This window comes from Methylobacterium trifolii, assembly GCF_022179685.1.
In the GTDB taxonomy this organism is placed as follows: Bacteria; Pseudomonadota; Alphaproteobacteria; order Rhizobiales; family Beijerinckiaceae; genus Methylobacterium; species Methylobacterium trifolii.
Map to the genome: position 1 here is coordinate 1 of NZ_BPRB01000240.1, position 23,132 is coordinate 23,132.

Here is a 23,132-nt window from a genome sequence, read left to right on the forward strand (position 1 = left end):
CGCCGATGGCGGGCCGGACCCCTGGGGCTTCGAGACCAGCGCCTACGAGCAGGCCAAGTACGCCGCCACCCTCGGATGCCTCTCGCAGCCCCGCTACGGAAGCGCCTTCGAGGCCGGCTGCTCGATCGGGGTCCTCACCCGGCAACTCGCGGCGCGCTGCGACGCGCTCACCGCCCTCGACCCGGTGCCGGCCGCCGTCGAGGCCGCGCGGCGGCGCTGCGCCGACCAGCCCTGGGTCTCGATCCGCGAGGGCGCCGTGCCGGGCGACTGGCCGGACGGCCGCTTCGACCTGATCCTGTTCTCGGAGGTGCTCTATTTCTTCACGGCCGCGGACGTGGCCGCCCTCGCCGCGCGGGCCGGGGAGAGCCTGCTGCCCGGGGGCGAGGTGATGCTGGTGCACTGGCTCGGGGAGACCGACTACCCGCTCTCGGGCGATGCCGCGGTGGAGACCTTCCTCGCGCGGGCGGACGGCTTCGCGCGGCCCGTCCGGCAGGTCCGCGAGGCCGCCTACCGGATCGACGTGCTGCGGGCTGGGCATCCTCCCACGGCCCGCGGGTGACGGACGATGCGTATCGAGGCGGTCGACGCAGGGCGGCGTGGGCGCAGCCGCGTGACCGTGCGGCGTGCGGGGTCGTCCGAGGGGACCGCGAACGGCCGGCCCTGTCGCGGGACCGGATCGCTAAGATTCGACGCTTCTTCTTGATCGATCGCTGAGCCGATCGCGATAGGGCTGGGTCATGCGATCCGATCCATCCCTCGCACGACCCCTGACCGCCGCCGCGGCCCTCGTCGGCCTGGCCGCCATGATGCTCGACGACCGGGCGACCACCCTGGGTCTGCGCGTCGGGATCGTGTGCCTGGCCGTCTCCGTCCTGGCCGCCGCCTTCGACCGGGCGAAGGGATCGAAGGCGCGGCCCCCCGCCCGGCCCCGGCAGCCCGCGCTCGTCCCGCGGCCGCCGGTCACGCCGCGGATGTGGGTCGAGGCGCACCGGCCGCCGCGCTCTGCTGCGGTGCAGCCCGCGATCTTCAGGGGGATGCGCAAGCGGCGGCTGGGCGCCTGACGGGACCGGGCCGAAGGGTCTCCACCCGGCAGGCGCGGCGAGGCCGCGTGGCCGGTACGGAACCCCGCGGTCCCCGCCGCCGTTCGCTCGCATAGGGGCCTCGCGCCCGAACCGGGAGACGGCCATGAGAAGCACGATGATCCGTAGCGCGCTCGCCGGGGCGCTGATCCTGGGGGCGTCCGGCGCCGCGTTCGCCATCGGCGGTGGCGGCGGCGGTTCGGGCAGCGGCGGGGGCGACGGGTTGAACCCCTATGCCGAACTCAGCGGGAACGGCCGCACCGGCGGGGTCAACAGCGGCCCCTATGCGCCGCCGAAATACAACACCTACCTGCGCGCCTACGGCCGGGACGGCTACAGGGAGCGGCCGGTCCGCGGCGAGGATCGCCGGCAGCCGCGCCCGCGCTACGGCTATCCCTACTAGCGGTCGGCTCCCGGCCGGCCGCGCCGATGTGCGGCTCGCGTGAGAATCGTGGCGCGGATGCCCTTGCGTCCGGCACCGCCCGTGTGTAGACACCCCGCCGTGATCCCCGATAGCTCAGTTGGTAGAGCAGGCGACTGTTAATCGCCTTGTCGCAGGTTCGAGTCCTGCTCGGGGAGCCAAAATCTCCCGAACGATGTCAAATACATAGCACCTTCTCCTCTTGCTCCGCGCGAGTGCGTTAGCGGAGGGTAGACCGCTAGGTTAGACAGACAGGATCGGTTCGCAGGCCCCCTATGGACCGGATGGCCGCGAGTTCTCCTATCCCGGGACAGTCGCGGTCTGCGACGCGCTCGCCTGGCGCCCGGCGCGGCGCTACGGTGTTGGTGAGCGTCGCGGTGACGGTCTTTCCGAGTGTCATGGTCTTCACCGCCTGCCACGCGAAGGTGGCCCGGGCCCCGTCCGGTCCCGTCACCGGGGTCTTCGCCCGCGGCAGGTCGACTGCATGGGTCTGAAGGTCAGGAAGCGGGACGCGTCCGTCACCCACCCGAAAGCGAGTTCGACAGGTGTGCCGGCGGTGGCCTGATCCAAGAGGGTCGCAGACCGCGCCTATCCGGGTGATCGCGTCGGCTCGGCGTGTCCGCCTCCCGGATGGCGGCAATGATAGGGGCCGCTGCCGTCGAGATAGGAGGGCGCGATGCGCCCGCCCGAAGCCTGGCACCGGGCCCGGACCGCGTCGTGCGGGCGGTGGAAGCTCCAGATGGCGAGCATGGGCAGCACCATCGTCAGGACGACGCTGCCCATCACCACCGCGCCCGCCCAGGCGTTTCCCGGCAGGGGCGCGGGCGGCGCCGGCTGCTCGGGGGGGAGCGGCGCCAGGAAGGCCAGCGTCAGGCCGATCCACTCGAATGCGCTCATGAGCCCGTCTCCGTGGAGGCCTCGCCGGGGCGTGCCCCCCCCGCCTATGCCCGCATCCTGCGCCGACGGCCCGGCGTTGAGAACGTGACCGATCGCGCCAGCGTCCGCTCGCAGGGCCTTGGGTGCGCGGCCGGGGGGCCTCGCGCCTCGATCGAGGGTCGTGCCCCCCGGCAACGCCGCCGCGCCGGCGGGGCCTATTGCGGCTGCAACGGCTGCTGGGTGGGCGCGCCACCGGTCGGCAGGGACGGGTCTGCGTCGTCGCTCAGGACGTCGCCCGGGATCTCGGGCGGCGCACCGGGCGCACGGATCGAGGGCGGGCGGACGGAGAGCGGGCAGAGCCGGTCGCAGAGGGCAGGGGGATCGAGGGGACCGTTGCAGACGGAGCGCATCTCGCCGTCGAGACAGGCGCAGCGGCAGGCCGCCGCCGCGCCGCCGGAGGTCAGCGCCAGCAGCGCCAGCCCGAGAGAGATCGCCCGCATCCGTCGCATCCGTCCGCCCCTGTGCCGGCCCCTATACGCCGGAAGGCCGGCCGGGCGCCACGGCCCTGCTCCTCGTGACCCGGCAGGCGACCCGCCTCCGGTCATACGAAATCCGTTCGATCGCGTCGCGATGCGGATTTCGGCTTCGCTCAAGCGCCGCGCGGGCTTGGTGAGACCGTGTCCGCTTCGATCGGGCGGACACGGTCTCACCCCCGGCGCTCGGGCGCGAAGACGAAGCGCTGGTAGACGAGGCCGATCGCGATCAGGACCGCGCCGAGGCCGAGGAATGACAGGGCGCGCAAGGGACCGTCGAGGCCGGAGAGGTCGAACAGGAAGACCTTGAGGATCGAGAGGCCGACCAGCGCCGCCGAGGCGAGGCGCGCCGTGAGCGAGCCCCGCAGGATGCCATAGCCCAGGGCGAGGAGGCCCAGCGCCAGCCAGGCGGCGGAATAGGCGTACCATTCCCGGCCGCCGGTCTCCCTGTCGAGGCCGATCAGCGGCCCCTGGAAGCCGTGCCGGATCAGCAGGCACAGGCCCACGAACCCGAGCACCAGCCCGGAGAGACCCGCCGCCCGGACGTACCAGAGGGGCCGCGTCGGCCGGGCGGCGCGTGCCAAAGCGAGGGCCGCCAGCGCCGGGGCGCCGTAGGCCAGGGCCACCGTGTTGAACAGGAGGCCGCCCGCCACCGGCTCGTCGGTGAGGTAGGGGTTGGTCAGGAGGACGAGGCCGCAAAGCCCCTGCAGCAGGGCCAGCGCCCCGAAGCCGAGGGAGGCGGCGCGGATCACGGGCGAGCCGTGCACGGCGTCGAGCCGCACCAGCACGCCGGCAAAGCCCAGGGCCGAAAGGGTCATCAGCCCCTGCTCCAGGAAACTTGTGTTCGGGGCGAGGATGTCGCCGTCGTTCAGGGCGTGGCGGATCTCGAACACCACCAGGAAGACCGAGAACAGCAGGCTCAGGGCCTCGGCGATCAGCGGCGGCGCGTCTGGCGCCCGGTCCGGCAGGCGGATCAGCCTGGCGGCCAGGGCGAAGGCCAGGGCCGGCACGCCGTATCCCACCAGCAGCCAGTTGAAGACCGGGGTGCGGCCGAGGTCCGGCCCGACCACCGCCGGGTCCCAGGCCAGGCGCGCTGCCACCAGCAGGCCCAGCGCCGCCACGCACCAGCGCAGGGCCCGCAGGTCGAGGTGCCGGGCGATGGCGGCGGTGGCCAGCGCCGAGAGGGCGAAGGCCAGGGTCAGGGAGCCCCCGGAGACGGCGCAGACGAGGCCGAGCGACAGGGCCGCCACGGACGCGGAGGCGAAGGCGCCGAGGCCGAGCCGCAGGGCGGGGCTCGAGGCCGCCTCGCCGTGGCGGCGGAAGGTGGCGGCGAGCGCCGTCATCACCGCCGCGAGCCCGCCCGCCGCGGCCGCAAAGCCCGGCGAGGCCGTGCCCTGCCCGATCCGCAGGTAGGCCAGCGACAGGACCGCAAGGGGCGCGAGCGCCGCGCTGCCGGCGTAGATCAGGGCGCTCGCGGGCGGGAGCCGGCTGCCGCCTAAGAGCCGCAGCGCCCCGGCCGCGGTCAGCGAGAGGGCCGGCAGGCCGACGACCACCAGGAACAGGCCGGAATCCTGCACCCTGCGCCAGATCAGGTACGGCTCGGCATTGGGGTCCGCGTCGGGCCAGAGCGCCACCAGGGCGCAGAGGCTCGCTCCCGCGGTGGCCAGGCCGAGGGCGGCGGCAGGCGCCAGGAAGGCGGCGGCCGCGGGAATCGCGACCGCGGCGAGCCCCGCCGCGATCCAGGCCGCGCCCGCGCCCTGCGCCGCGACCGAGAACCAGAGGGTGTGGACGAGCACCAGGGCGAGGCTCGCCAGCACGCCGGCCGCGACCGGATCCGGCCGGGCGGCCTCGTCCGCCTCCCCGCGATGGGGCAGGACCGCGAAGACGAAGGCGGCCAGCGCCGCCTGCACCACGGCGTGGACGAGGACGGGGGTGATCGCGGCGCCGGGGCTGTCCGTGGCGAACGCCAGGACGAGGCTCCACAGGGCCGCGCCGATCCAGGCGGCCAGGCCCAGGGCCCGCCAGCCCTTGTACCAGGCGAAGGCGTAGGCGCTTCCCGTCACCACCGGCAGGTAGAGGGTGAGCGGCCAGGCGCTCCCCCCGGCCTTGCCGACGAGGACCGGCGTGACCAGGGCGCCGACGAGGCCGATGCCGGCCAGCGCCGGCCCGTGCAGGCCGGCGGCGACCATGGCCGTCAGGCCCGTCGCCCCGAGGAGGACGAAGGCCAGCTCGGGGCCGATGAAGCCGTAGAGGGCGTGGGCGGCGTAGATCGCCCCGAAGCCGGCCACGATGCCGGCGGCCGTGACCATGGCCGGGATGTCGGGCCAGCGCGGCGGGACCGGGGCGGCGCCGCGCAGGCGCCGGCGCAGCCGTTCGCCGCCCGCGACCAGCCCGGCGGCCAGCGCCAGCGAGGAGAGGATGCGCGTGCCCGGCCCGAACACGCCCTGCTCCACCGAGTAGCGCACCAGCAGGACGGCGCCGAGCGCCAGGGCGATGCCGCCGATCCAGACGACCCAGCGGGTGCCGAAGCGCTCCTCGAACGAGGGTTTCTTTGGGATGATGCCCGGTGCTGGCGTCTCCGGCGGGGGAAGCCGGACGGGGGGAACCGCGGCGGGCTTGAGCGGCGCCTCCGGTTCGGGGGCCTGCGCTGCGGGCTGGGGCCTCTCGGGCGCGACCGAGGGCGCCGGGGCGGCCTCGGGACCGCGTGCCGGCGGGGCCGGCGGGACCGCGTAGAGGCCCGGCGAGGCCGATGCTGCGAGGCCGGGCCGCTCCAGGCGTGCCAGGCGGCCTTCCAGCGCCGCGATCCGCCCGCGCTGGCTCAGCACCAGCCCGAAGGCGACCGGCCCCGAGACCACGACCGCGAGGCCGATCAGGCCGATGAGCAGGTAGAGGTTCCAATCGTCCATCGCGCCCGGTCTCCGTCCGTCGGCGCAACGTCCTTAGCGCGAGGCCGGCTGGCCTCCTGTGCGCCGCCTCACCCGCCCGATCCCCGATCCAGTGGCGCGACTCGCCTCCGAACACAAGGACGCCGCCGGGCGGGTGCCCGGCGGCGTCCTTGTTCCATCGGCCGCGCCGTGCCTTACGGCTTGGGCGCGGGAGGAGCCGCCGGAGGCGTCGCCGGCTGGGCCGGGGTGCCGGCGGGCATGTCGGCCGAGGCGACGGGCTTGGCGAGTTCCGGATAGGCGTCCACCACGTGGGCGCCGTTCAGGGGCTTGTTGGCGCCGTTGTGGCAGGTGGCGCAGTTCACCTTCGGCACGTCGCCCTGCGGCCCGAGGCGGTTGGGCGGGAACGTGCCGGCCAGGGGCGACAGGTAGTCCTCGTTCAGGTCCCGCACCATGCGGATGCCGTGCCAGGCGGTGACGCGGTTCGGGGTGCTCTCGCCCCACTGCGCCACCGAGCGGGTGTTGTGGCAGAAGGTGCAGTTCACGCCCAGCGACTGGGACATGCTGATCATCAGCGCGAAGGTCTTCTCCGCGTCCTGGATCGGCTTGCCCTTGCTCTCCGGCAGCGCCGACTGCGCGTTGACCCGGATCGCGTCGTCGGGGGTGTTCTTGTGGGCGTAGAAGGCGGCGTAGACGCCGTAGGGCAGCGAGGTCAGGCCGACCTCGGGGGTCGCGACGTTCTGTCCGTTGTTGCGGGCGATGAAGCCGGACTTGGCGTTGGGGCCGGGGTTCTCGAACCAGATGTTGGCCGGCACCGGGTTGCCGCGGTGGCAGGTGTAGCAGGTCACCCCCGCCTCGTGGACGTGCTTCTCCTTCCAGGTGCTGTTGATGTGCTGGGTCATCTGCAGCATCCGCCGGGCGACGCGCTTCTGGTAGAGGCTGTCGTCGGCCATGTTCTCGGTGTTGTGGCAGTAGGTGCAGCCCTGTTCGGGGGAGACCCACTCCGTCATCGAGACCATGAGGCGGTTGAAGTTGTCGGCCGAGAGGTCGCCCAGGACCTTGACGTTCTGGTAGACGGCCGACGCCTTCTCGCCGCCCTCCTCGACCGGGTCGGCGGGGGCCGGGGCCTGGTTGGCCTCGGCGAGCGCCTCGTTGCCGGCCCGGGTCCGGATCAGGTCCATCCCGGTGCCGCGGTAGCCGATCTGCTGGCCGGCCATGGGCGGGCGGGTCCAGCCCGCCGTGCCGAGCATGGCGATGGTGAGGAACAGGGCGACGACGGCGCCCGCGACGACGAGCAGGGTCCTCATGGCTTCACCCCGGTGACGACGCTGGAGGGATCGACGATCGGGCCGAAGACCTGGGGATAGGACGGCGCGACGCCGTGCTTGACCGCCCAGAGGTACCAGTTGTCCACGACGGTGCCGGTGAGCAGGATGCCGATGCCGCCGGTGAGCGTGGTCAGGACCGCGAACCACCACGCCCAGCGGTGGATCGATTCCATCGTGGCGTTGAAGCCCATGGTCCAGCGCCAGAACAGGGCGGCGCGCTCGGTGCCGGTGCCGCGGTCGACGATCTGGTCGATCTCACGCTCGGCGCCGTAGCGGGAGCAGGCCAGGATGGTCGCCCCGTGCATGGCGAAGAGCAGCGTCGACCCGTAGAGGAACGCGATCGAGAGCATGTGGAAGGGGTTGTAGAACAGGTTGCCGTAGCGGAGCGAGAACGCGGCGGTCCAGTCGAGGTGGGGGAAGATGCCGAAGGGCACCGCCTCGCTCCAGGAGCCCATCAGCACCGGGCGGATGAAGCCGAGCACCAGGTAGAGCCAGATGGCGGAGGCGAAGGCCCACGGCACGTGGGTGCCCAGTCCGAGGGCGCGGGCCCGGCGGTAGAGGCGCAGCCACCACAGCAGGATCGCGGTGGTGAGGAAGAAGCCGGTGATCAGCCACCAGCCGCCCTCGGCGAGGGGGGGCAGGATCTTGAGGCCGTATTTCGGCAGGGGCGGCTCCAGGGCGAGCCAGGGGAGCTGGCGCACGAACTGGACCGGGTCCCAGTTCACCGAGGCCCACATGTTGAGGCCGATGATCTCGAAGGCGATCAGCCCGCAGGCGAAGGACAGCACCCCGAGGTAGCCGCCGTAGATCGGGCCGACCTGGCCGTTGCCGAACAGGCCGAACAGGTAGCTGTTGAACGGCTTGCCGAGCCGTTTGTCGGTCGCCACGGGGATGCCCAGCTCCGGGGTGACCGGACGGACCTGAACCTGCGTGAAGATGTTCTGATAATAGGCCACGGCGTCTCCTCCCCCTCGCCTAGCGCCACACGGGCAGGTTGAGCCACCAGCCCCACCATTGCGGCCAGCCCTGGGTCCAGAACGGCCCGCTGATCACGATGCAGACCGCGCTCCAGAAGCCGGCCGAGAGGGCCAGGAACAGGCCGAGGCGGTGGATGCCGAGCGTCCCGATTGAGTAGCCGATGGTGTCGCGGAAGAAGGTGTCCTCGTGCTCCGGCGTCTTCACCTTTTCGCCCTTCCCCGGATTGGTGGCCGAGAGGATCAGCGAGCCGTGCAGCGACAGGGCCAGCGTCGTCGTGAAGAAGAACGACACTGCCAGCATGTGGGCCGGATTGTAGTGGAAGTGCAGGTACTGGTAGCCGGTGTTCGACACCCAATCGAGGTGGCTGAGGATGCCGTAGGGGAAGCCGTAGCCCCAGGCGCCCATCAGGAACGGCCGGATCACCACCAGGGTGACGTAGGCGAAGATCGCCACGCCGAAGGCGAAGGGCACGTGGTAGCCGATGCCGAGCTTGCGGCAGATCTCGACCTCGCGCAGCGCCCATGAGACGAAGGAGCCCACCGCGCAGAAGGTGATGATCTGCCAGAGGCCGCCCTCCTTAAGGGGGGCGAGCGCCAGCCCGTACTTGATGTCGGGGGGCGCGATGTTGATCTGCCAGATGTTCCAGGTCGGCCCGAGCGCCGCCCCGTAGACGATCAGCGCGGTGCCGAGCACCGAGAAGAACAGGGTCGTCACGCCGAAGAATCCGACGAAGAACGGACCGACCCAGAAATCGAACAGGTCGCCGCCCATCAAGGTGCCGCCGCGGACCCGGTATTTTCGCTCGAAACTCAGCATCGCCATGGCGGAGACCCTTGGGTTGGACCGTCGGGGATTTTCTTATGGTCTGCCGCGGCGCTGGTGCGCCGCGGCTGGGGCCGCTCCGGTCAGGAGGGCATCGTCGGCAGGACGAGGGACTGGGCCTGCGCCGCCTTCGTCGCCTTGGGGCCTTCCAGCCAGTTGAACCGGGTGGTGCTGAGCAGGATGAAGTGGATCAGCAGCGCCAGGACGAACAGGAAGGTGAACAAGGCCACCAGGGTGCGCCGGGGATCGAACAGAAGCCAAACCTTGTGCATGGGGGTCGCTCCTCTCAGCCGATCATCGTGACGAGGGTCCGGGCCGCGTCGGTCACGCCTTCGAGAGAGGCGTAGCCCTGCGGTCCGGGAAGCCACGGACGCCACATCCACACGAGGATGTGCGCGACCACGGCGATCGCCGTGAAGATGATGAAGCTCGTCAAGAAGATCGCGTGGAACTCCTTGGCTTCGGGTTCCGTCAGCCCTGAAAGGCTGCTCGGTCTTTCGGTCGTTACTCCGCTTGCCATCGCTAGAACCTCCACTTGTCCTGGCCGCGCCGTTCATGAGCGCGGTGTGTGCCGCCGTGACGCGACGCCATCACGGCCTGTCTTCCCCCGGGTGACCGGACGGAAGCATCTCGTTGCCGGACCGGGGGCGAGGCCGCCCGGCCGGGAAAAGTCAGCCCATGAAGGCGAAGGGGATGGCGCAGACCGCCATGGCCTTGGCCTCGCCGAAGACGGAGCGCCGCGCGACCGGCAGGCCGGGGCGCCCGGCGGCCGGCGCCATCCGCTGGAGCAGGGCCGCCATCAGGAAGAACGGGTAGGTCGCGCCCAGGATGATCCGGAACTGCAGCGCCTCCTGATGCAGGCGCGACGTCGAGGGCATCGTACGCATGGCTGGAATCTCCGGGGTGAGACCATCGGAGCGCGGCTCCGGATGCGGGAAAGGGGATGGGGTGGCGGAGGCGCTCATGCGGCGGCCCCTGCCGCGAGGGCGGCCTGCGCCCGCTCGACGTGGCGGGCCTCGACCCGCTCGTCGGTCTCGCGCCGGGCGGCGCGCTCGGCGGCGTCGCGCAGGCGCTTGGCGGCCGAGATCCGGACCAGGACGGGCTGGGCCTCCACCGCCGCGTCCAGAAGGGCGCGGGCGGCCTCGTCCCAGGGCAGCTCGCGGTGCATGCGCGAGGGCGTGGCCTCCACCGCATCCATGTCGCGGGCCAGCGGCAGGATGTGGAAGAGCATGTCGAACAGGGCGTTGCAGACCTCCTGCACCAGGTAGGTCGCCCCGGCGTAGCCCATGAAGGGCGTACCGGTGTGCCGCCGGATGATGGCGCCGGGGAAGGAGGCCGGCACGTAGGCCGCCCGGCCCCCGCTCTCGGCGAGGTACATGCGCTCGTTGAAGGAGCCGAACAGCACCAGCGGCGGGTTCTTGGCGATCGCCGCGCGCACGGCCGCGTTGTCGGGCTTCAGCCCGGCCGAGCGGGCGAAGGCGAAGTGGCAGGGCAGGCCCATCTCCTCTTCGAGGAAGTGGCGCACGCCTCTCGCATAGGTCTCGGTCGCGACGATGCCGAAGCTTGCCGTCCCGAAGAAGTCCTGCGTCACCGAGCGCCACAGGTCCCAGACCGGCTTGATCGTGGTGTGCTTCTCCCGCTCGATGAACGGCTCCGGGTCGAGGCCGAGGATCGCGCCCAGCGAGCGCAGGAACTTGGTGGTCGAGGCGAGGCCGATCGGCGCCTGGAGGTAGGGCCGCTCCAGGTTCTCGCAGAGCAGGCGCCCGAACTCCCGGTAGAGGCAGACGTTGGCGTCCGCGTTCACGAGCTTGGGCACGTCGGCCAGATGCGAGCCGAGGGGGAAGGTCAGGTTCACCTCGGCGCCGATGCCCTCCACGAGGCGGCGGATCTCGGCCAGGTCCGAGGGCATGTTGAAGGTGCCGTAGGCCGGGCCGACGATGTTGACGCGGGGCTTCTCGCCGGCCTTGCGCTCGGGCCGGGCGGGGATGCCCTTCTTGGAAAAGCGCTTGGCGCCGTATTCCTGCCAGAGCCAGGAGATCGCCCGGTCGGCGGCCTGCCACTGGTCCTCGTCGATGGTGCGGGGCAGGAAGCGCTGGAGGTTGGTGCCCTCCGGGGTCACGCCGCCGCCGATCATCTCGGCGATCGAGCCGGTGACGACGACGCTGGGCAGGCCCGGATCGAGGGTGGAATGCGCCCGGCGCATCGCCCCCTCGGTACCGTGGCGGCCGAGTTCCTCCTCGGCGAGGCCGGTGACGACGATCGGCAGTTCGTGGGGCGGCAGGGCGTCGGTGTAGTGCAGCACCGAGGTGACGGGCAGGTTCTCGCAGCCCACCGGGCCGTCGATGACCACCTGCAACCCCTTGATCGCGGTGAAGACGTAGACCGCGCCCCAGTAGCCGCCGGCCCTGTCGTGATCGAGGACGAGCATCAGGCCATCTCCCCGATCGGATCGTGGTTGGGCTTCTTGGCGGAGACGACCTTCGGGCCCTGGCGCAGCTGCGGCACGTCCTGCCAGACGCCGGCGGCGAAGCCGGTGCCGACGCCCTCGAAGAAGTCCTGCATCGCGTCGAAGCGGTGCTTGTTGGAGAGCGCCGCGCTGACGACCCGCGCCAGCGAGCCGGCGCCGGCCGCACCCATCAGCGGGCGGGCCGAGATCAGGTTGGTGAAGTAGAGGGCCGGGACCGCCCGCTCCTTGGCCTTCTGCACCACGGGGGTGGTGCCGATGGCCAGATCCGGCCGGAAGGTGTCCAGCGCGTAGAGGTCGTCCTCCAGGGAGGCGCGGTAGCGCACCGTGACGCCGCGGGCCTCCAGCCAGTCGCGGTCGGCCTCCGACCAGGGGGTGCGCGGGCAGGCGGTGCCGACATAGGGCACCTCGGCGCCGCTCTCGATCAGCAGGCGCGCGACCAGCAACTCCGAGCCCTCGTAGCCCGACAGGGTGATGCGGCCCTTGATCGGCATGGCCGCGAGCGCCCCGCGGATCGCCGGCAGCAGCCGGTTCTTGGCGGCCTCCACCGTGCCGCGGGCGACGCCGCAGGCCTCGCCGATGCGGTCGAGCCAGTCCGCGGTGCCGTCGTGGCCGACGGGGGCCGAGCCGACGATCGGGCGGCCGGCCGCCTCGAACTCGCGGATGCTGGCCGTGTAGAACGGGTGGATCGCGGCCACCGCCGTGCCGTCCAGCGCCGCGTAGAGTTCGCGCCACTCGCGGGTCGGCACCACGGGGCCGGCGGCCAGCCCCAGGGGCTCCAGCAGGGCGGCGATCACCACCGGGTCGGCGGGGAACATCTCGCCGAGCAGCGTCACGGTCGGCCGCCCGGAGCGTCCGCCGCGGGGCGCCTGGACCGGACCATGCTCGGCCTCGGTGCGGGCGAACTTCAGCATGGCGCCGGCCAGCACGTCCTTGGCCTCGGCATGGGTCGGCACGCCGAAGCCCGGCACGTCGATGCCGATGACGCGCACCCCGTCGATCTGCTTCGGCAGCAGGCGGAGCGGCACGCCCGAGGCCGTGGGCACGCACAGGTTGATGACGACGACGGCGTCGTAATCCTCGGGCCTGGCGGTGGCGAAGACGGCCTCGCGGATGTCCTCGAACAGCTTGCCGGTCACCAGCGTCTCGGAATTGAACGGGACGTAGCCGACGCTGCGGCGGGCCCCGTAGAAGTGCGCGGTGAAGGTCAGGCCGTAGACGCAGCAGGCCGAGCCCGAGAGGATGGTGGCCGTGCGGCGCATGCGCAGGCCGACGCGCAGGGAGCCGAAGGCCGGGCACATGCTCTGGGGCTGGTCGTGCGGCCCCTGCGGATAGTCCTCCCGGAGCTGCGCCAGGGTCTCGGACATGCCGGCGGCCTCGGCTGCCGCCCGCATCGCGTCCTTGCCGGAATGGCAGCCGAGGCCGTCGCCCTTGGTGGCCTCGAGGTTGATCGCCGGGGCGGGCGGAGCCGTGGGCGCGGCGGGCCGCGGGCGGGCCCGGAGGTCGGTGATGTCGAGGGAGACGGCCATGCCCTCAGACCTCGTCGTAGACGACTTCGAGGGACGGCTTGGTCACGTGGGCGACGCCGCACATGTCCTCGAAGGTGGCCGGCTCCAGCACCACGTTCCGGCCGGTGGTCTCGCTGGAGAACAGGCCGAGCAGCCCGTCCTGCGAGAGCGGCGTGGGGTGGTTGGGCTTGGCCTCCGAGACGTTCTGGGCAAGCTCCGAGAACAGGGCGCCCCAGCGGCCGTCCGGCTTGCCGATGATCTCGTAGTTCGCGCTCTTCCTGCGGATGTCGTCGTCGGCCGGGATCGAGGCGAGCACCGGGATGCCGACGGCGGCCGCGAAGGCCTGCGCCTCGCCGGTGTGGTCGTCCTTGTTGATGACGAGGCCGCCGACGCCGACGTTGCCGCCGAGCTTGCGGAAGTATTCCACCGCCGAGCAGACGTTGTTGGCCACGTACAGCGACTGCAGGTCGTTCGAGCCGACGACGATGACCTTCTGGCACATGTCCCGGGCGATCGGCAGGCCGAAGCCGCCGCAGACCACGTCGCCCAGGAAGTCGAGGAGGACGAAGTCGAAGCCCCACTCGTGGAAGCCGAGCTTCTCCAGCAGTTCGAAGCCGTGGATGATGCCGCGCCCGCCGCAGCCGCGGCCGACCTCCGGGCCGCCGAGTTCCATGGCGTAGACGCCGTCGCGCTTGAAGCAGACGTCGCCGATGGCGACCTGCTCGCCGGCGAGCTTCTTCCGGGTCGAGGTCTCGATGATGGTCGGGCAGGCCTTACCGCCGAACAGGAGCGAGGTGGTGTCGCTCTTGGGGTCGCAGCCGATCAGCAGGACCTTCTTGCCCTGCTGGGCCATCATGTAGCTGAGGTTGGCCAGGGTGAACGACTTGCCGATGCCGCCCTTGCCGTAGATCGCGATGATCTGCGTCTCCTTCTTCACCGGGGCGGTCGAGACCGGATCGGGCTCGATCGCCGCCTCGGCGCGAAGCTGCGCGGCGTTTGCCAGGGCGGCCTTGTTCAGCTGCACGTTCATGCGCCGACTCTCCAATCGAGGATCATCTTCAGGCAGGCCGGATCGGTGAAGGCGGTGCGGTAGGCGCTCTCCGCACGAAGGGCCGGCTCGCGGTGTGTGATCAGGCCGTCGAGCGACAGGCGCCCGCCCCCGATCAGGGCGTTCACGGCCGCCAGGTCGTCCGGCCTGAACTCGGCCGAGACGCGGATGCGGGCCTCCCGCATGAAGGCAGCGGGGAAGGCGAAGGAGAGGGGTGCCTCGTAGAAGCCGGCGAGCACGATCTCGCCGCCCGGCGCCAGCCGCGCGATCAGGCCGTCGAGGCCGGACGCATCGCCGCTGACGTCCGTGATCTGGGCGTAGTCCCGACGCGGATCGGCGTCCGGGGCCAGCACGGGATAGCCGAACGCGCCCGCAGCCCGGACCGGATTGGTCTCCCACACGGTCGGCTCGGCGCCGGCCACCATCGTGAGGCGGGCGAGGAGCCGGCCGAGCACGCCGTGGCCGACGATGAGGGGGCGTCCACCGGGCTTGACACCCGACAGGGCGCGGTAGGCGGTGGCGGCGAGCGCGATCAGGCAGGCGTCGGCGCCGAGGCCCGCATCCACCGGGACCAGGCGGGCGGCCGGCGCGATCAGGTGGGAGGCGGCGCCTCCGAACAGGCCGCGGACCGGGCCGAAGCAGCGGGCGCCCGGCACGAACACCGTCTGCCCGACGCGGATGCCGGCTTCGGGGCCGGCCTCGATCACGGTGCCGACCGACTCGTAGCCGGGGACGAGGGGATAGCCCATGCCGGGGAAGGGCGGCATCCGGCCGGACCAGAGCAGGCGCTCGGTGCCGGTGCTGATCCCGCTCCAGGACACCGCGACCACCGCATCGCCCTCCACGGCCGGGGTGAGCGGCAGGCGGTCGAGGGCCAGCGTCTCCGGTCGTTCGAGGATGACGGCGAAAGCGTCCATGTCTGTGTCGATCCGCCCCGGTTGTGCGACGCCGTCAGGCTGCGTTGTCGCTTAGTGTCATCCTAGATAGACAGTTTGTTGCGTCAAGTCCTACTTACGTGACAACGGCGCTTTACGTGCGATCAGCAGGCGCGTCAGCAGGGGACGGCGCGTCCGAATCTCACGCATCTGTGCGAATCCCGCCTCCGCGAGCATGGCGCGCAGCTCCTCGACACGACGCGGCCGGCCGCTGCCCATGGCCAGCAGGTAGAAGCCGAAATAGGCGTCGCCGACCGGCTCGGCGCCGGGCGTCCCGGCCATCGGCTCGGCCAGGACCAGGCTGCCGCCGGGCGGCAGGGCCGTGTGCGCGGCGCGCAGCAGGGCAAGCGCCGCCGCGTCGTCGTGGTCGTGCACCACCCGCACCAGGGAGATCGCGTCGGCGCCTTGCGGCAGGGCGCCCTCGTGGAAGCTGCCGCCGTGGCAGGTGAGTCGGGGCCCAAGTCCGGCTGCCGCGAACCGCGCCGCGGCGCGGGCGGCCACGGGGGGCAGGTCGAAGAGCATGAGGGCGAGCTGCGGCGCGCGGCCCGCCGCGGCCTCCAGGAAGGCGCCCTCCCCCCCGCCCACGTCCATCAGGCAGGCGTGGCTGGAGAGCGGATAGGCGTCGAGAATGTCGCCGGCGATCAGGGCCTGCGAGGCCGCCATCAGGCGGCTGTAGGGGGCGACCGTCTCGTCGCCGATCTCGGCGGCACCCGTGGCATAGGGCCAGTAGCCCGAGAGCCGGGTCGGGGGTGCCTGCCCGCGCAGGAGCGCCACCGGGTCGGCGAGGTCGGCGTAGAGCATGGCGTGATGCTCGATCATGGCCGCGATCGAGGGGTTGCCGATCAGGGCCGCGCCGAGGTCGGCCAGGGCGAAGCGCCCGTCCGGCAGGGGGGTGAGGAGGTCGAGGGAGGCGGCCGCGCGCAGCAGGCGCTGCGCCCCCTCCTGCGGCAGTCCCAGGCGCCGGGCCAGCGCCTCGACGGACAGCGGCCCCGCTGCCAGGATTGCGAAGAGGTCGAGGCGGACGCAGGCGAACAGCACCTGCGCGTAGACGAAGCCGGCGCAGAGGTCGAACAGCGCCCGGGTGTTGCCTCGCGCGATGCGGCGGGTCAGGGGGAAGCCCGCGGCCCAGCGCTGGAAGCCGGGGCTCGCCACGCGGCGGTTGCGGAAGGCGAGCCAGCGCTCGCGCAGGCTCGGCCGCGGCATCGGTTCCGTCGCGGCCGCCGGCATGGGCACGGGCCGGCCGGTCAGGCCGCGACCGCGGCGCGCAGGCTGGCCGGCAGGAACAGCCGGGTCTGCGCCTCCACCTCGGCCCGCAGGGCGTCGGCGCCGGGGCAGTCCGGGATCACCGCCATCGCCTCGCGGGTCAGGCTCTCCAGCCGCTCCAGGGCGCCGCCGGTGCCGAGAAGCGCTGCGGCGTTGGGCCGGCCCAGCGTCGCGTCCCGGCCGGCGGGCTTGCCGATCTCCTCCTGGCGGCAGGCCACGTCCCGCAGGTCGTCGGCGACCTGGTAGGCCTCGCCCAGGCACTCGCCGAGCAGCCTCCAGGGCAGGGGCTTGGCGCCGGCGGCTGCCGCACCGGCCACGGTGGCCGCCGCGAACAGGGCGCCGGTCTTGGCCTGCTGGTAGTCGGAGAGGGCGACGTAGGCCTCCGATTCCCAGGCCTGGCCGGCCACGATGCCGTTGGGCGAGCCGGCGGCGCGGGCCACCAGGCCGACGAGGCTGGCGAGGCGGCCCGGATGGCGGGCGGCGCCCCGCGCCAGGGTCTCGAAGGCGGCCACGATCAGGGCGTCGCCCGCGAGCACGGCCAGCGGCTCGCCGAAGGCGACGTGCACGGAGGGCTTGCCGCGGCGCAAGGGGGCGTCGTCGAAGCAGGGCAGGTCGTCGTGCACCAGGGATGCGCAGTGCAGCAGCTCGATCGCCGCGGCCGCCGCGTCGGCCGCGGCCGGGTCGTCGTCGCCGCAGGCGCGGGCGACGGAGAGGCAGAGGCGGGGGCGGATGCGGTGGCCGCCGGGGAAGACGGCGTAGCGCAGGGCTTCGGCCAGGCGCGGCGGTGCCCCGGGGGCCTCCGCGTGGGATACGGCCATGTCGAGTGCCGTCTCGATCCGCCTGCCGGCTTCCATCGCGCCTCTCCCTGTGTCGACTTTTGTTGTCGTGCCGAAGTGTCATTTATTGTTGACACTTTACGCCGCCCCGATCAATCCCTGATCGCGAGGGTGCCGGGCGATCGCTCCAGGCCGCCTGCTCGAAGGGCGAAAAACCGCAGGGATTCGTGGCGGACACGCGGGTGGTCGTGATCGGTGGTGGCATCGCGGGGCTGGTCGCCGCCCTGCGGCTCGCCCATGCCGGCCTGGACGTGACGCTGCTGGAGCGGGCCGCCGCGCCGGGCGGCAAGATGCGCGCGCTTGCCGTGGACGGGGCCGCGATCGAGGCCGGCCCCACGGTCTTCACCATGCGCTGGGTCCTCGACGAGGTGTTTGCCGAGTGCGGCGCCAGCCTCGACGAGCGGGTGCATCTCACGCGGGCCTCCCTGCTCGCCCGCCACGCCTGGAGCGCGGGCGAGCGTCTCGACCTGTTTGCCGACGTCGACGCGTCGGCTGCGGCGATCGACGCCTTCGCGGGCCGGCGCGAGGCGGAGGGCTATCGCCGCTTCTGCGCCCGGTCGGCCGAGGTCTACCGGACCCTGGAGGGCCCCTTCATCCGCGGCGAGCGGCCGAGCCCGGTCGACCTCGCCCGGCGCGTCGGCCTCTCGGGGATCGGCGACCTCTGGCGCATCCAGCCCTTCGCCACCCTGTGGTCGGCGCTGGGCGACTATTTCCGCGATCCGCGCCTGCGCCAGCTCTTCGGGCGCTACGCCACCTATTGCGGCGCCTCGCCCTTCACCGCGCCCGCGACCCTGATGCTGGTCGCCCACGTGGAGCAGTCGGGCGTCTGGCGCGTGCGAGGGGGCCTGAGCCGGCTTGCCGGTGCGGTGGCGGAGCTCGCCATCGAGCGCGGGGCGCGCATCCGCACCGATTCCCACGTCGCGCGGATCCTGACCGAAAACGGCCGCGTCTGCGGGGTGGAACTCGGCGACGGTGCGCGCATCCCGGCCGACGCGGTCATCGCCAATGCCGACGTGGGGGCGCTGGGCGCCGGCCTGTTCGGATCGGAGGCCGCAGCAGTGGGCGACCGGATCGCGGCCTCCGAGCGCTCGCTCTCGGCCGTGACTGTCTGCGTGAACGCCGTGGCCCAGGGCTTTCCGCTGGCCCACCACACGGTGTTCTTCTCGCAGGACTACGCGGGCGAGTTCCGCCGCATCCTCAAGGAGCGGCGCCTGCCGGACGACCCCACGGTCTACGTCTGCGCCCAGGACCGCGACGATGCCTGCGCGGCGCCCGGCGGCCCGGAGCGGCTCCTGCTCCTCGTCAACGCGCCCGCGGACGGGCGCGAGCGTCCCCCCACGCCTTCGGAGATCGCCCGATGCCAGACCAACCTCTCGGCCAGGCTCGCGGCCTGCGGCCTGAGCCTCACCTTCTCGGGCGCGCCGGCGACAACGGGGCCGGCAGAGTTCGAGGCGCTGTTTCCCGGGACGGGGGGAGCCCTATACGGCCGGGCCTCGCAGGGCTGGGCGGCGACCTTCAAGCGGCCGGGGGCGCGCACGGCCCTGCCGGGGCTGTACCTGGCGGGGGGGAGCGTGCATCCGGGGCCGGGCGTGCCGATGGCGGCCCAGTCGGGCCGGCTGGCGGCGCAGTCCCTGCTCGCGGACCTCGCTTCGACGGCCCGGTCGCGCAGGGCGGCTATGCCTGGTGGTACGTCGATGCCGTGAGCGCGGACGGCCGCCAGGGGCTCACGATCATCGCCTTCATCGGCAGCGTGTTCTCCCCCTACTACGCCTGGGACGCCGCCCAGGACCCCTTCGCCCACTGCGCCATGAACGTCGTGCTCTACGGGGAGCGCGCCAACCGCTTCGCCATGACCGAGCGGGGGGCACGGCACCTCGCCCGCGACGCCCATTCCATCGCCATCGGCCCGAGCGCGATGGAATGGGACGGCAGTGGGCTCACCATCCGCATCGACGAGCGCTGCGCGCCGGTCCCGCACGCGGTCCGCGGCACGGTGCGGCTGCGGCCGCAAGGCCTCACCGCCGGCCCCTTCACCCTCGACGACCAGGGCCTGCACCGCTGGTGGCCGATGGCCCCCTCCTCCCACGTCGAGGTCGCCCTCGACGCGCCCGCCCTGTCGTGGAGCGGCACCGGCTACTTCGACACCAACGACGGCGACGGAAGGCTGGAGGACGCCTTCGCCCGCTGGACCTGGTGCCGGGCCGACCTGCAGGACGGGGCCGCGATCCTCTACGACGTGGCCCACCGCGACGGCGGCGGCCGCAACCTCTCCCTGTCGTTCGCCGCCGACGGCACCCGCCGGGACATCCGCCCGCCGCTGCCGGCCCCCCTGCCCCCGACCCGGCTCTGGCGCATGCCGCGCGAGACCCGCAGCGACGACGGCCGCGCGGCCGTGCTGCGGACCTTCGAGGACACGCCGTTCTATTCCCGCTCGCTGCTCGCCGCGACGCTCGACGGGCAGCCGGTGCGCGCCGTCCACGAGAGCCTGTCCCTCGACCGCTTCCGCAACCCGCTGGTGCGGCTGATGCTGCCGTTCCGGATGCCGCGGGTGTTGGGGTAAGGCTCGAATCGACGCGCCGATCGCGTCGATTCGAACGCTGATCTTAAGGAGATGCGAGGCCCGGCGCGGATACCGTCGCGTCGATGGATGAAAGCACCGCTCGTCTGGATCGTCGGTCGCGGCCGTGCCACCCCATCGGTGCAGAAAGGGGCTCACCGCAATGGATTCCGCGTCGACCAGCACGTCCTTGGACGCACTCTTTTACGCCAGCGTCGTGCATCGGCGGAACTTCCTCGCTGCGGGCGCCGCGACGCTGACGGCGATCGCGGCCGGGTCGGCCGCGATCCAGGCATTCGCCGCGGAGGCGGGGACGGAAGCGGACCGCGCCTTCATGAGCGAGGCGATCGCGCTGATGCGCAAGGCCGGCGTCGTCGACAAGACCGGCGGGCCCTTCGGCGCGGTCGTGGTCCGCGACGGCCAGGTCCTCGCCGCCTCCGGAAACAGCGTGCTGCGCGACAGCGACCCGTCCGCGCATGCGGAGGTGAACGCCATGCGCATCGCCTGCAAGAAGGTCGGCGCCCCCAACCTCAAGGGCGCCACGCTGTTCACCAGCTGCGAACCGTGCCCGATGTGCTACGCGACCGCCTATTGGGCGCGCGTCGACAGGATCTATTACGCCGCCGCCTGGACCGACTATGCCGACCTGTTCGACGACCAGAACATCAGCATGGACATGAAGAGGCCCTACCCTGAGCGGACCGTCCCGGTGTCCCAGCTCATGCAGGCGGATGCGCAGAAGGTCTGGCTCGAATACCGCAAGATGCCGCAGAAGACCCGCTACTGACATCGCTTGACGTCGCGGCGACGGCCTTCGGGGGCGGCGATCGGCCGAAGCCGGAGACGGGATATCGCCGCGCGAGCGGTTTCTCGTGGAGCACCGACCGGCACGGGCCGGTCAATCCCCCCGGCTCTCCCGCACCCGCGCGATGAAGCGCCCCAGCGCGCCGCCCGGCCGGGCCTCGCGATAGGCGAGGTGGAGGGGCGCGCCGAGGCCCGGCGCATCGTCGAGCCGGGCATAGGCGATGCCGTTGGTCTCCAGGCGGGCCATGGATTCCGGGACGATCGAGACCCCGAGCCCGGCCGCGACTAGGCTCAGGGTCGAGACCGTGCGCGGCGCCTCCTGGCTCACCCGCGGGCTGAAGCCGGCCGCGCGGCAGGCAGCGATGATGCCGTCGTAGAGGCCCGGCCCCGAGGGGCGCCGGTAGAGGATGAAGGCTTCCTCGGACAAGTCCGCCAGCCGGATGCGGCCCGTCCCGCCCGCCAGCCGGTGCTGCTCGGGGAGCGCGGCCACCATGTCCTCGATCAGGATCGGCTCGACGACGAGGCCCGTGGCCCCGTCCACGGGTGCGCGCACGAAGGCGGCATCGAGGCGCCCCGCCCGCAGGGCCTCGATCAGGTCGCTGGTGCCGCCCTCCTCCAGGGTCAGGGCCACGTCGGGGCTGGCCTGGCGCGAGGCCCGGACCACGGAGGAGACCAGGGGGTGGAAGGCCGCCGAGCCGGTGAAGCCGATGGCGAGCCGCCCCTGCTCGCCGCGTGCCGTGCGCCGGGCCGCGTCCACCGCGAGATCCACGTCGCGCAGGATCAGGCGAACTTTTTCCAGCAGGGTGCGGCCCGCATCGGTGAGTTCCACGCCCCGCGGCAGGCGCCGGAACAGGCTCTCCCCGACCTCCCGCTCCAGGGCGCGGATCTGCTGGCTCAAGGGTGGCTGCTGGATGCCGAGGCGCTCGGCCGCGCGGGTGACGTGGCCCTCCTCGGCCACCGCCAGGAAGTAGCGCAGGTGGCGCAGCTCGATCATCAGACGTTTCAGATATGGATCATGGGCAAACGATATATTGGACAGGCGGTCACGCGAAAGCTACCCCTCGGGCCGTCCTTCCCCACTGACAGAAAGGCTGGTCCGCCGATGCCCGCCCTCGCCAACCCCGCAGCCGAGACCGACCTTCGTCAGGCCCCCACCACCGCGGAGCTGTTCACGGGCTTCCTCGTCCTCGGCCTCACCGGCTTCGGCGGTGTGCTGCCGATGGCCCGCCGCATGATCGTGGAGCGGCGCGGCTGGCTCACCGGACCGGAATTCACCGACCTGCTCGGGCTCTGCCAGTTCCTGCCCGGCGGCAACATCATCAACCTGTCGGTGGCCTTGGGCCTGCGGTTCCGCGGTGCGGCCGGGGCGCTGGCCGCGCTGGTCGGGCTGATCGCGGCCCCGACCGTGATCGTGATCGGGCTGGGCGTGCTCTACGACCGCTTCCACGACGATCCCTACATCCGCCACCTCTTCGCTGGGCTGGCGGCGGCCGCCTCCGGGCTGCTGATCGCGATGGCGGCCAAGATCGCCTGGCCCCTGCGCAGGCGGCCCGTGGGCATCGTCGTGGCCGCCCTGTTCTTCGCGGCCATCGCCGTGCTGCGCCTGCCCCTGCTGCCGACGCTCGTCGTGCTCGCGCCCTTGAGCGTCCTGGCCACCTGGTGGAGCGAGCGGAGGACCGCGCCGTGATCCCGACTCTTTTCGCCCTCGGGCTGATCTTCGCGCAACTGTCGCTGCTGGCCTTCGGGGGCGGCAACACCATCCTGCCCGAGATGCAGCGGCAGGTGGTCGAGGTGCATCACTGGATGTCGGCGCAGGATTTTGGGGCGCTGTTCGCCCTCGCCCAGGCCGCGCCGGGGCCGAACATGATGGTGGTGCCCCTGGTCGGCTGGCACGTGGCCGGTTGGGAGGGCCTGCTGGTGGCCTCGCTCGCCAAGTTCGGCCCCTCCTCGGTGCTGACGGGGCTGTGCCTGCACGCCTGGGAGCGCTTCAGGGACAGGCCCTGGCGCCGGGTCGTCCAGGCCGGGCTGGTGCCGATGACCGTGGGCCTCGTCACCGCGAGCGCGGCGCTCATCACCCGCTCCACCGCCCACGACGCGGTGCTGGCGGGCATCGTCGCCCTCTCGGCCGCGGTAATGCTGGCGACCCGCCTGCATCCGCTGGCGGTGCTCGGCGCCGGCGCGGTGATCGGCTTGAGCGGCATCGGGCAGATCTGAGACCGGCGGTCGGCGCACCTGGGTCCTAGACCTACTCGCCCCCGGGCCGCTCCCGCGCTGCCCGCTCCCGGTCGGATACCTCGAAGAAGCGCGCAATTGCGGGGTTTGGCCGTCGGTTTGACGCCGCCCGCAGCGTTGGCGTGATCGGACTGGCGATCTGGCCGTCTGGCGGTAGTCGCGATTGGGCTCAGCGGGCCATCCCGAGGTTGGCTCAGGCCGCCACCGGCCGGGTTTCGATCCAGAGGAAGCGCTTGAGGTTGTAGGCGAGGTTGGCGAGCCCGATCTTGGTCCGGGCTCGGACCATTCCGATGGTGCGCACGAACAGGCCGAAGCGGTGCTTCTGGCCGGCGAACACCGCCTCATCCTGAGCTCGTCGAAGGATCGACCGCCGGGCGAACCTTGGAGCGGGCGCGGTTGGCCTTGCGCTGCGCTGGCTTCAGGTCGTAGCCGGGCGGTCGATCCTTCGACGAGCTCAGGATGAGGCGGTGTTCGCCGGCCAGAAGCACCGCTTCGGCCTGTTCGTGCGCACCATCGGAATGGTCCGAGCCCGGACCAAGATCGGGCTCGCCAACCTCGCCTACAAC

At 72.3% G+C, this 23,132-nt stretch carries 25 protein-coding genes, 1 tRNA gene and 1 pseudogene; 10 read left to right on the forward strand and 17 right to left on the reverse strand.

The window, feature by feature from the left end:
• From COGEMETH_RS19525 to COGEMETH_RS19540, 4 genes are all read left to right on the forward strand, one after another.
• Positions 1–559: SAM-dependent methyltransferase (locus tag COGEMETH_RS19525; RefSeq protein ID WP_238184272.1), on the forward strand; the 559-nt coding region annotated here is incomplete at its 5' end.
• A gap of 178 nt (positions 560–737) precedes the next feature.
• A complete protein-coding gene (locus COGEMETH_RS19530) occupies positions 738–1,061 on the forward strand; it encodes a hypothetical protein (RefSeq protein WP_238184273.1) in 324 nt (107 codons plus the stop codon).
• A gap of 124 nt (positions 1,062–1,185) precedes the next feature.
• On the forward strand, positions 1,186–1,482 hold the full coding sequence (locus tag COGEMETH_RS19535) for a hypothetical protein (RefSeq protein ID WP_238184274.1): 297 nt from the start codon (positions 1,186–1,188) through the stop codon (positions 1,480–1,482).
• Between the two features lie 103 nt (positions 1,483–1,585).
• Positions 1,586–1,661: transfer RNA gene (locus tag COGEMETH_RS19540), tRNA-Asn, on the forward strand.
• A 427-nt stretch (positions 1,662–2,088) separates the two neighbouring features.
• Here COGEMETH_RS19540 and COGEMETH_RS19545 read toward each other — a convergent pair.
• From COGEMETH_RS19545 to COGEMETH_RS19620, 15 genes are all read right to left on the reverse strand, one after another.
• Positions 2,089–2,397: a hypothetical protein gene (locus COGEMETH_RS19545; RefSeq protein ID WP_238184275.1), complete on the reverse strand. Its 309-nt coding sequence runs from the start codon at positions 2,395–2,397 to the stop codon at positions 2,089–2,091.
• 194 nt (positions 2,398–2,591) lie between these two features.
• Positions 2,592–2,876, reverse strand: coding sequence for a hypothetical protein (locus tag COGEMETH_RS19550; RefSeq protein WP_238184276.1), 285 nt, complete (start codon positions 2,874–2,876; stop codon positions 2,592–2,594).
• Positions 2,877–3,082: 206 nt separating this feature from the next.
• Complete coding sequence (locus COGEMETH_RS19555) at positions 3,083–5,815, reverse strand: DUF2339 domain-containing protein (RefSeq protein ID WP_283215030.1); 2,733 nt, start codon at positions 5,813–5,815, stop codon at positions 3,083–3,085.
• Between the two features lie 173 nt (positions 5,816–5,988).
• Positions 5,989–7,098 carry a photosynthetic reaction center cytochrome PufC gene (gene pufC, locus COGEMETH_RS19565; RefSeq protein ID WP_238184277.1) on the reverse strand — a complete coding sequence of 370 codons (1,110 nt, stop codon included), beginning with the start codon at positions 7,096–7,098 and terminating at the stop codon, positions 5,989–5,991.
• Complete coding sequence (gene pufM, locus COGEMETH_RS19570; protein ID WP_238184278.1) at positions 7,095–8,075, reverse strand: photosynthetic reaction center subunit M; 981 nt, start codon at positions 8,073–8,075, stop codon at positions 7,095–7,097. Before pufM ends, pufC begins: the two co-directional genes overlap by 4 nt.
• A 19-nt stretch (positions 8,076–8,094) precedes the next feature.
• Positions 8,095–8,919 carry a photosynthetic reaction center subunit L gene (pufL, locus tag COGEMETH_RS19575; protein WP_238184279.1) on the reverse strand — a complete coding sequence of 275 codons (825 nt, stop codon included), beginning with the start codon at positions 8,917–8,919 and terminating at the stop codon, positions 8,095–8,097.
• Between the two features lie 83 nt (positions 8,920–9,002).
• The gene (gene pufA, locus COGEMETH_RS19580) at positions 9,003–9,191 is read right to left on the reverse strand and encodes a light-harvesting antenna LH1, alpha subunit (protein WP_238184280.1); all 189 of its coding nucleotides are present in this window, start codon (positions 9,189–9,191) and stop codon (positions 9,003–9,005) included.
• Between the two features lie 14 nt (positions 9,192–9,205).
• On the reverse strand, positions 9,206–9,439 hold the full coding sequence (gene pufB / locus COGEMETH_RS19585; protein WP_238184281.1) for a light-harvesting antenna LH1, beta subunit: 234 nt from the start codon (positions 9,437–9,439) through the stop codon (positions 9,206–9,208).
• A gap of 151 nt (positions 9,440–9,590) precedes the next feature.
• A complete protein-coding gene (locus tag COGEMETH_RS19590; RefSeq protein ID WP_238184282.1) occupies positions 9,591–9,806 on the reverse strand; it encodes a hypothetical protein in 216 nt (71 codons plus the stop codon).
• Positions 9,807–9,880: 74 nt separating this feature from the next.
• Positions 9,881–11,347 carry a chlorophyllide a reductase subunit Z gene (bchZ, locus tag COGEMETH_RS19595; protein WP_238184283.1) on the reverse strand — a complete coding sequence of 489 codons (1,467 nt, stop codon included), beginning with the start codon at positions 11,345–11,347 and terminating at the stop codon, positions 9,881–9,883.
• Positions 11,347–12,912, reverse strand: a complete 1,566-nt coding sequence (gene bchY / locus COGEMETH_RS19600) for a chlorophyllide a reductase subunit Y (protein ID WP_238184284.1) — start codon at positions 12,910–12,912, stop codon at positions 11,347–11,349. The genes bchZ and bchY overlap by 1 nt, the downstream gene beginning before the upstream one ends.
• A gap of 4 nt (positions 12,913–12,916) precedes the next feature.
• A complete protein-coding gene (locus COGEMETH_RS19605; RefSeq protein ID WP_238184285.1) occupies positions 12,917–13,921 on the reverse strand; it encodes a chlorophyllide a reductase iron protein subunit X in 1,005 nt (334 codons plus the stop codon).
• Positions 13,918–14,856 (reverse strand): chlorophyll synthesis pathway protein BchC, encoded by a 939-nt coding sequence (gene bchC / locus COGEMETH_RS19610; protein ID WP_238184286.1) that lies wholly within the window; start codon positions 14,854–14,856, stop codon positions 13,918–13,920. Before bchC ends, COGEMETH_RS19605 begins: the two co-directional genes overlap by 4 nt.
• Before the next feature lie 90 nt (positions 14,857–14,946).
• Positions 14,947–16,101, reverse strand: coding sequence for a methyltransferase (locus COGEMETH_RS19615; RefSeq protein ID WP_238184287.1), 1,155 nt, complete (start codon positions 16,099–16,101; stop codon positions 14,947–14,949).
• 17 nt (positions 16,102–16,118) lie between these two features.
• Positions 16,119–16,991: a polyprenyl synthetase family protein gene (locus tag COGEMETH_RS19620; protein ID WP_238184288.1), complete on the reverse strand. Its 873-nt coding sequence runs from the start codon at positions 16,989–16,991 to the stop codon at positions 16,119–16,121.
• 149 nt (positions 16,992–17,140) lie between these two features.
• Here COGEMETH_RS19620 and crtD point away from each other — a divergent pair, with 149 nt between their 5' ends.
• From crtD to COGEMETH_RS19635, 3 genes are all read left to right on the forward strand, one after another.
• The gene (crtD, locus tag COGEMETH_RS19625; RefSeq protein ID WP_238184289.1) at positions 17,141–18,676 is read left to right on the forward strand and encodes a 1-hydroxycarotenoid 3,4-desaturase CrtD; all 1,536 of its coding nucleotides are present in this window, start codon (positions 17,141–17,143) and stop codon (positions 18,674–18,676) included.
• Positions 18,673–19,533 (forward strand): carotenoid 1,2-hydratase family protein, encoded by an 861-nt coding sequence (locus tag COGEMETH_RS19630; RefSeq protein WP_238184290.1) that lies wholly within the window; start codon positions 18,673–18,675, stop codon positions 19,531–19,533. Before crtD ends, COGEMETH_RS19630 begins: the two co-directional genes overlap by 4 nt.
• A 187-nt stretch (positions 19,534–19,720) precedes the next feature.
• Positions 19,721–20,317, forward strand: coding sequence for a nucleoside deaminase (locus tag COGEMETH_RS19635; protein ID WP_238184291.1), 597 nt, complete (start codon positions 19,721–19,723; stop codon positions 20,315–20,317).
• A gap of 111 nt (positions 20,318–20,428) precedes the next feature.
• Here COGEMETH_RS19635 and COGEMETH_RS19640 read toward each other — a convergent pair whose 3' ends face one another.
• On the reverse strand, positions 20,429–21,328 hold the full coding sequence (locus tag COGEMETH_RS19640; RefSeq protein ID WP_238184292.1) for a LysR family transcriptional regulator: 900 nt from the start codon (positions 21,326–21,328) through the stop codon (positions 20,429–20,431).
• A 108-nt stretch (positions 21,329–21,436) separates the two neighbouring features.
• Here COGEMETH_RS19640 and COGEMETH_RS19645 point away from each other — a divergent pair, with 108 nt between their 5' ends.
• Both COGEMETH_RS19645 and COGEMETH_RS19650 read left to right on the forward strand, forming a co-directional pair.
• Positions 21,437–22,021, forward strand: coding sequence for a chromate transporter (locus COGEMETH_RS19645; RefSeq protein WP_238184293.1), 585 nt, complete (start codon positions 21,437–21,439; stop codon positions 22,019–22,021).
• On the forward strand, positions 22,018–22,548 hold the full coding sequence (locus COGEMETH_RS19650; RefSeq protein WP_238184294.1) for a chromate transporter: 531 nt from the start codon (positions 22,018–22,020) through the stop codon (positions 22,546–22,548). The genes COGEMETH_RS19645 and COGEMETH_RS19650 overlap by 4 nt, the downstream gene beginning before the upstream one ends.
• A 211-nt stretch (positions 22,549–22,759) precedes the next feature.
• On the opposite strand, the gene COGEMETH_RS19655 is transcribed toward COGEMETH_RS19650, so the two are convergent.
• Positions 22,760–22,903, reverse strand: a complete 144-nt coding sequence (locus COGEMETH_RS19655; protein WP_373875401.1) for a hypothetical protein — start codon at positions 22,901–22,903, stop codon at positions 22,760–22,762.
• 112 nt (positions 22,904–23,015) lie between these two features.
• Here COGEMETH_RS19655 and COGEMETH_RS19660 point away from each other — a divergent pair.
• Positions 23,016–23,132 (forward strand): annotated as a pseudogene (locus COGEMETH_RS19660) (IS5/IS1182 family transposase); the annotation flags it as partial.

Excerpts from the sequence above, each read along its gene's own strand:
- pufL (WP_238184279.1), bottom strand. The coding sequence starts at position 8,919 with ATGGCGATGCTGAGTTTCGAGCGAAAATACCGGGTCCGCGGCGGCACC.
- COGEMETH_RS19620 (WP_238184288.1), bottom strand. The coding sequence starts at position 16,991 with ATGGAAGCCGGCAGGCGGATCGAGACGGCACTCGACATGGCCGTATCC.
- COGEMETH_RS19545 (WP_238184275.1), bottom strand. The coding sequence starts at position 2,397 with ATGAGCGCATTCGAGTGGATCGGCCTGACGCTGGCCTTCCTGGCGCCG.
- COGEMETH_RS19590 (WP_238184282.1), bottom strand. The coding sequence starts at position 9,806 with ATGCGTACGATGCCCTCGACGTCGCGCCTGCATCAGGAGGCGCTGCAG.
- COGEMETH_RS19640 (WP_238184292.1), bottom strand. The coding sequence starts at position 21,328 with ATGATCGAGCTGCGCCACCTGCGCTACTTCCTGGCGGTGGCCGAGGAG.
- bchC (WP_238184286.1), bottom strand. The coding sequence starts at position 14,856 with ATGGACGCTTTCGCCGTCATCCTCGAACGACCGGAGACGCTGGCCCTC.
- COGEMETH_RS19530 (WP_238184273.1), top strand. The coding sequence starts at position 738 with ATGCGATCCGATCCATCCCTCGCACGACCCCTGACCGCCGCCGCGGCC.
- COGEMETH_RS19615 (WP_238184287.1), bottom strand. The coding sequence starts at position 16,101 with ATGCCGGCGGCCGCGACGGAACCGATGCCGCGGCCGAGCCTGCGCGAG.
- bchY (WP_238184284.1), bottom strand. The coding sequence starts at position 12,912 with ATGGCCGTCTCCCTCGACATCACCGACCTCCGGGCCCGCCCGCGGCCC.
- pufC (WP_238184277.1), bottom strand. The coding sequence starts at position 7,098 with ATGAGGACCCTGCTCGTCGTCGCGGGCGCCGTCGTCGCCCTGTTCCTC.
- COGEMETH_RS19555 (WP_283215030.1), bottom strand. The coding sequence starts at position 5,815 with ATGGACGATTGGAACCTCTACCTGCTCATCGGCCTGATCGGCCTCGCG.
- COGEMETH_RS19535 (WP_238184274.1), top strand. The coding sequence starts at position 1,186 with ATGAGAAGCACGATGATCCGTAGCGCGCTCGCCGGGGCGCTGATCCTG.
- COGEMETH_RS19645 (WP_238184293.1), top strand. The coding sequence starts at position 21,437 with ATGCCCGCCCTCGCCAACCCCGCAGCCGAGACCGACCTTCGTCAGGCC.
- pufB (WP_238184281.1), bottom strand. The coding sequence starts at position 9,439 with ATGGCAAGCGGAGTAACGACCGAAAGACCGAGCAGCCTTTCAGGGCTG.
- COGEMETH_RS19550 (WP_238184276.1), bottom strand. The coding sequence starts at position 2,876 with ATGCGGGCGATCTCTCTCGGGCTGGCGCTGCTGGCGCTGACCTCCGGC.
- COGEMETH_RS19605 (WP_238184285.1), bottom strand. The coding sequence starts at position 13,921 with ATGAACGTGCAGCTGAACAAGGCCGCCCTGGCAAACGCCGCGCAGCTT.
- pufA (WP_238184280.1), bottom strand. The coding sequence starts at position 9,191 with ATGCACAAGGTTTGGCTTCTGTTCGATCCCCGGCGCACCCTGGTGGCC.
- bchZ (WP_238184283.1), bottom strand. The coding sequence starts at position 11,347 with ATGCTCGTCCTCGATCACGACAGGGCCGGCGGCTACTGGGGCGCGGTC.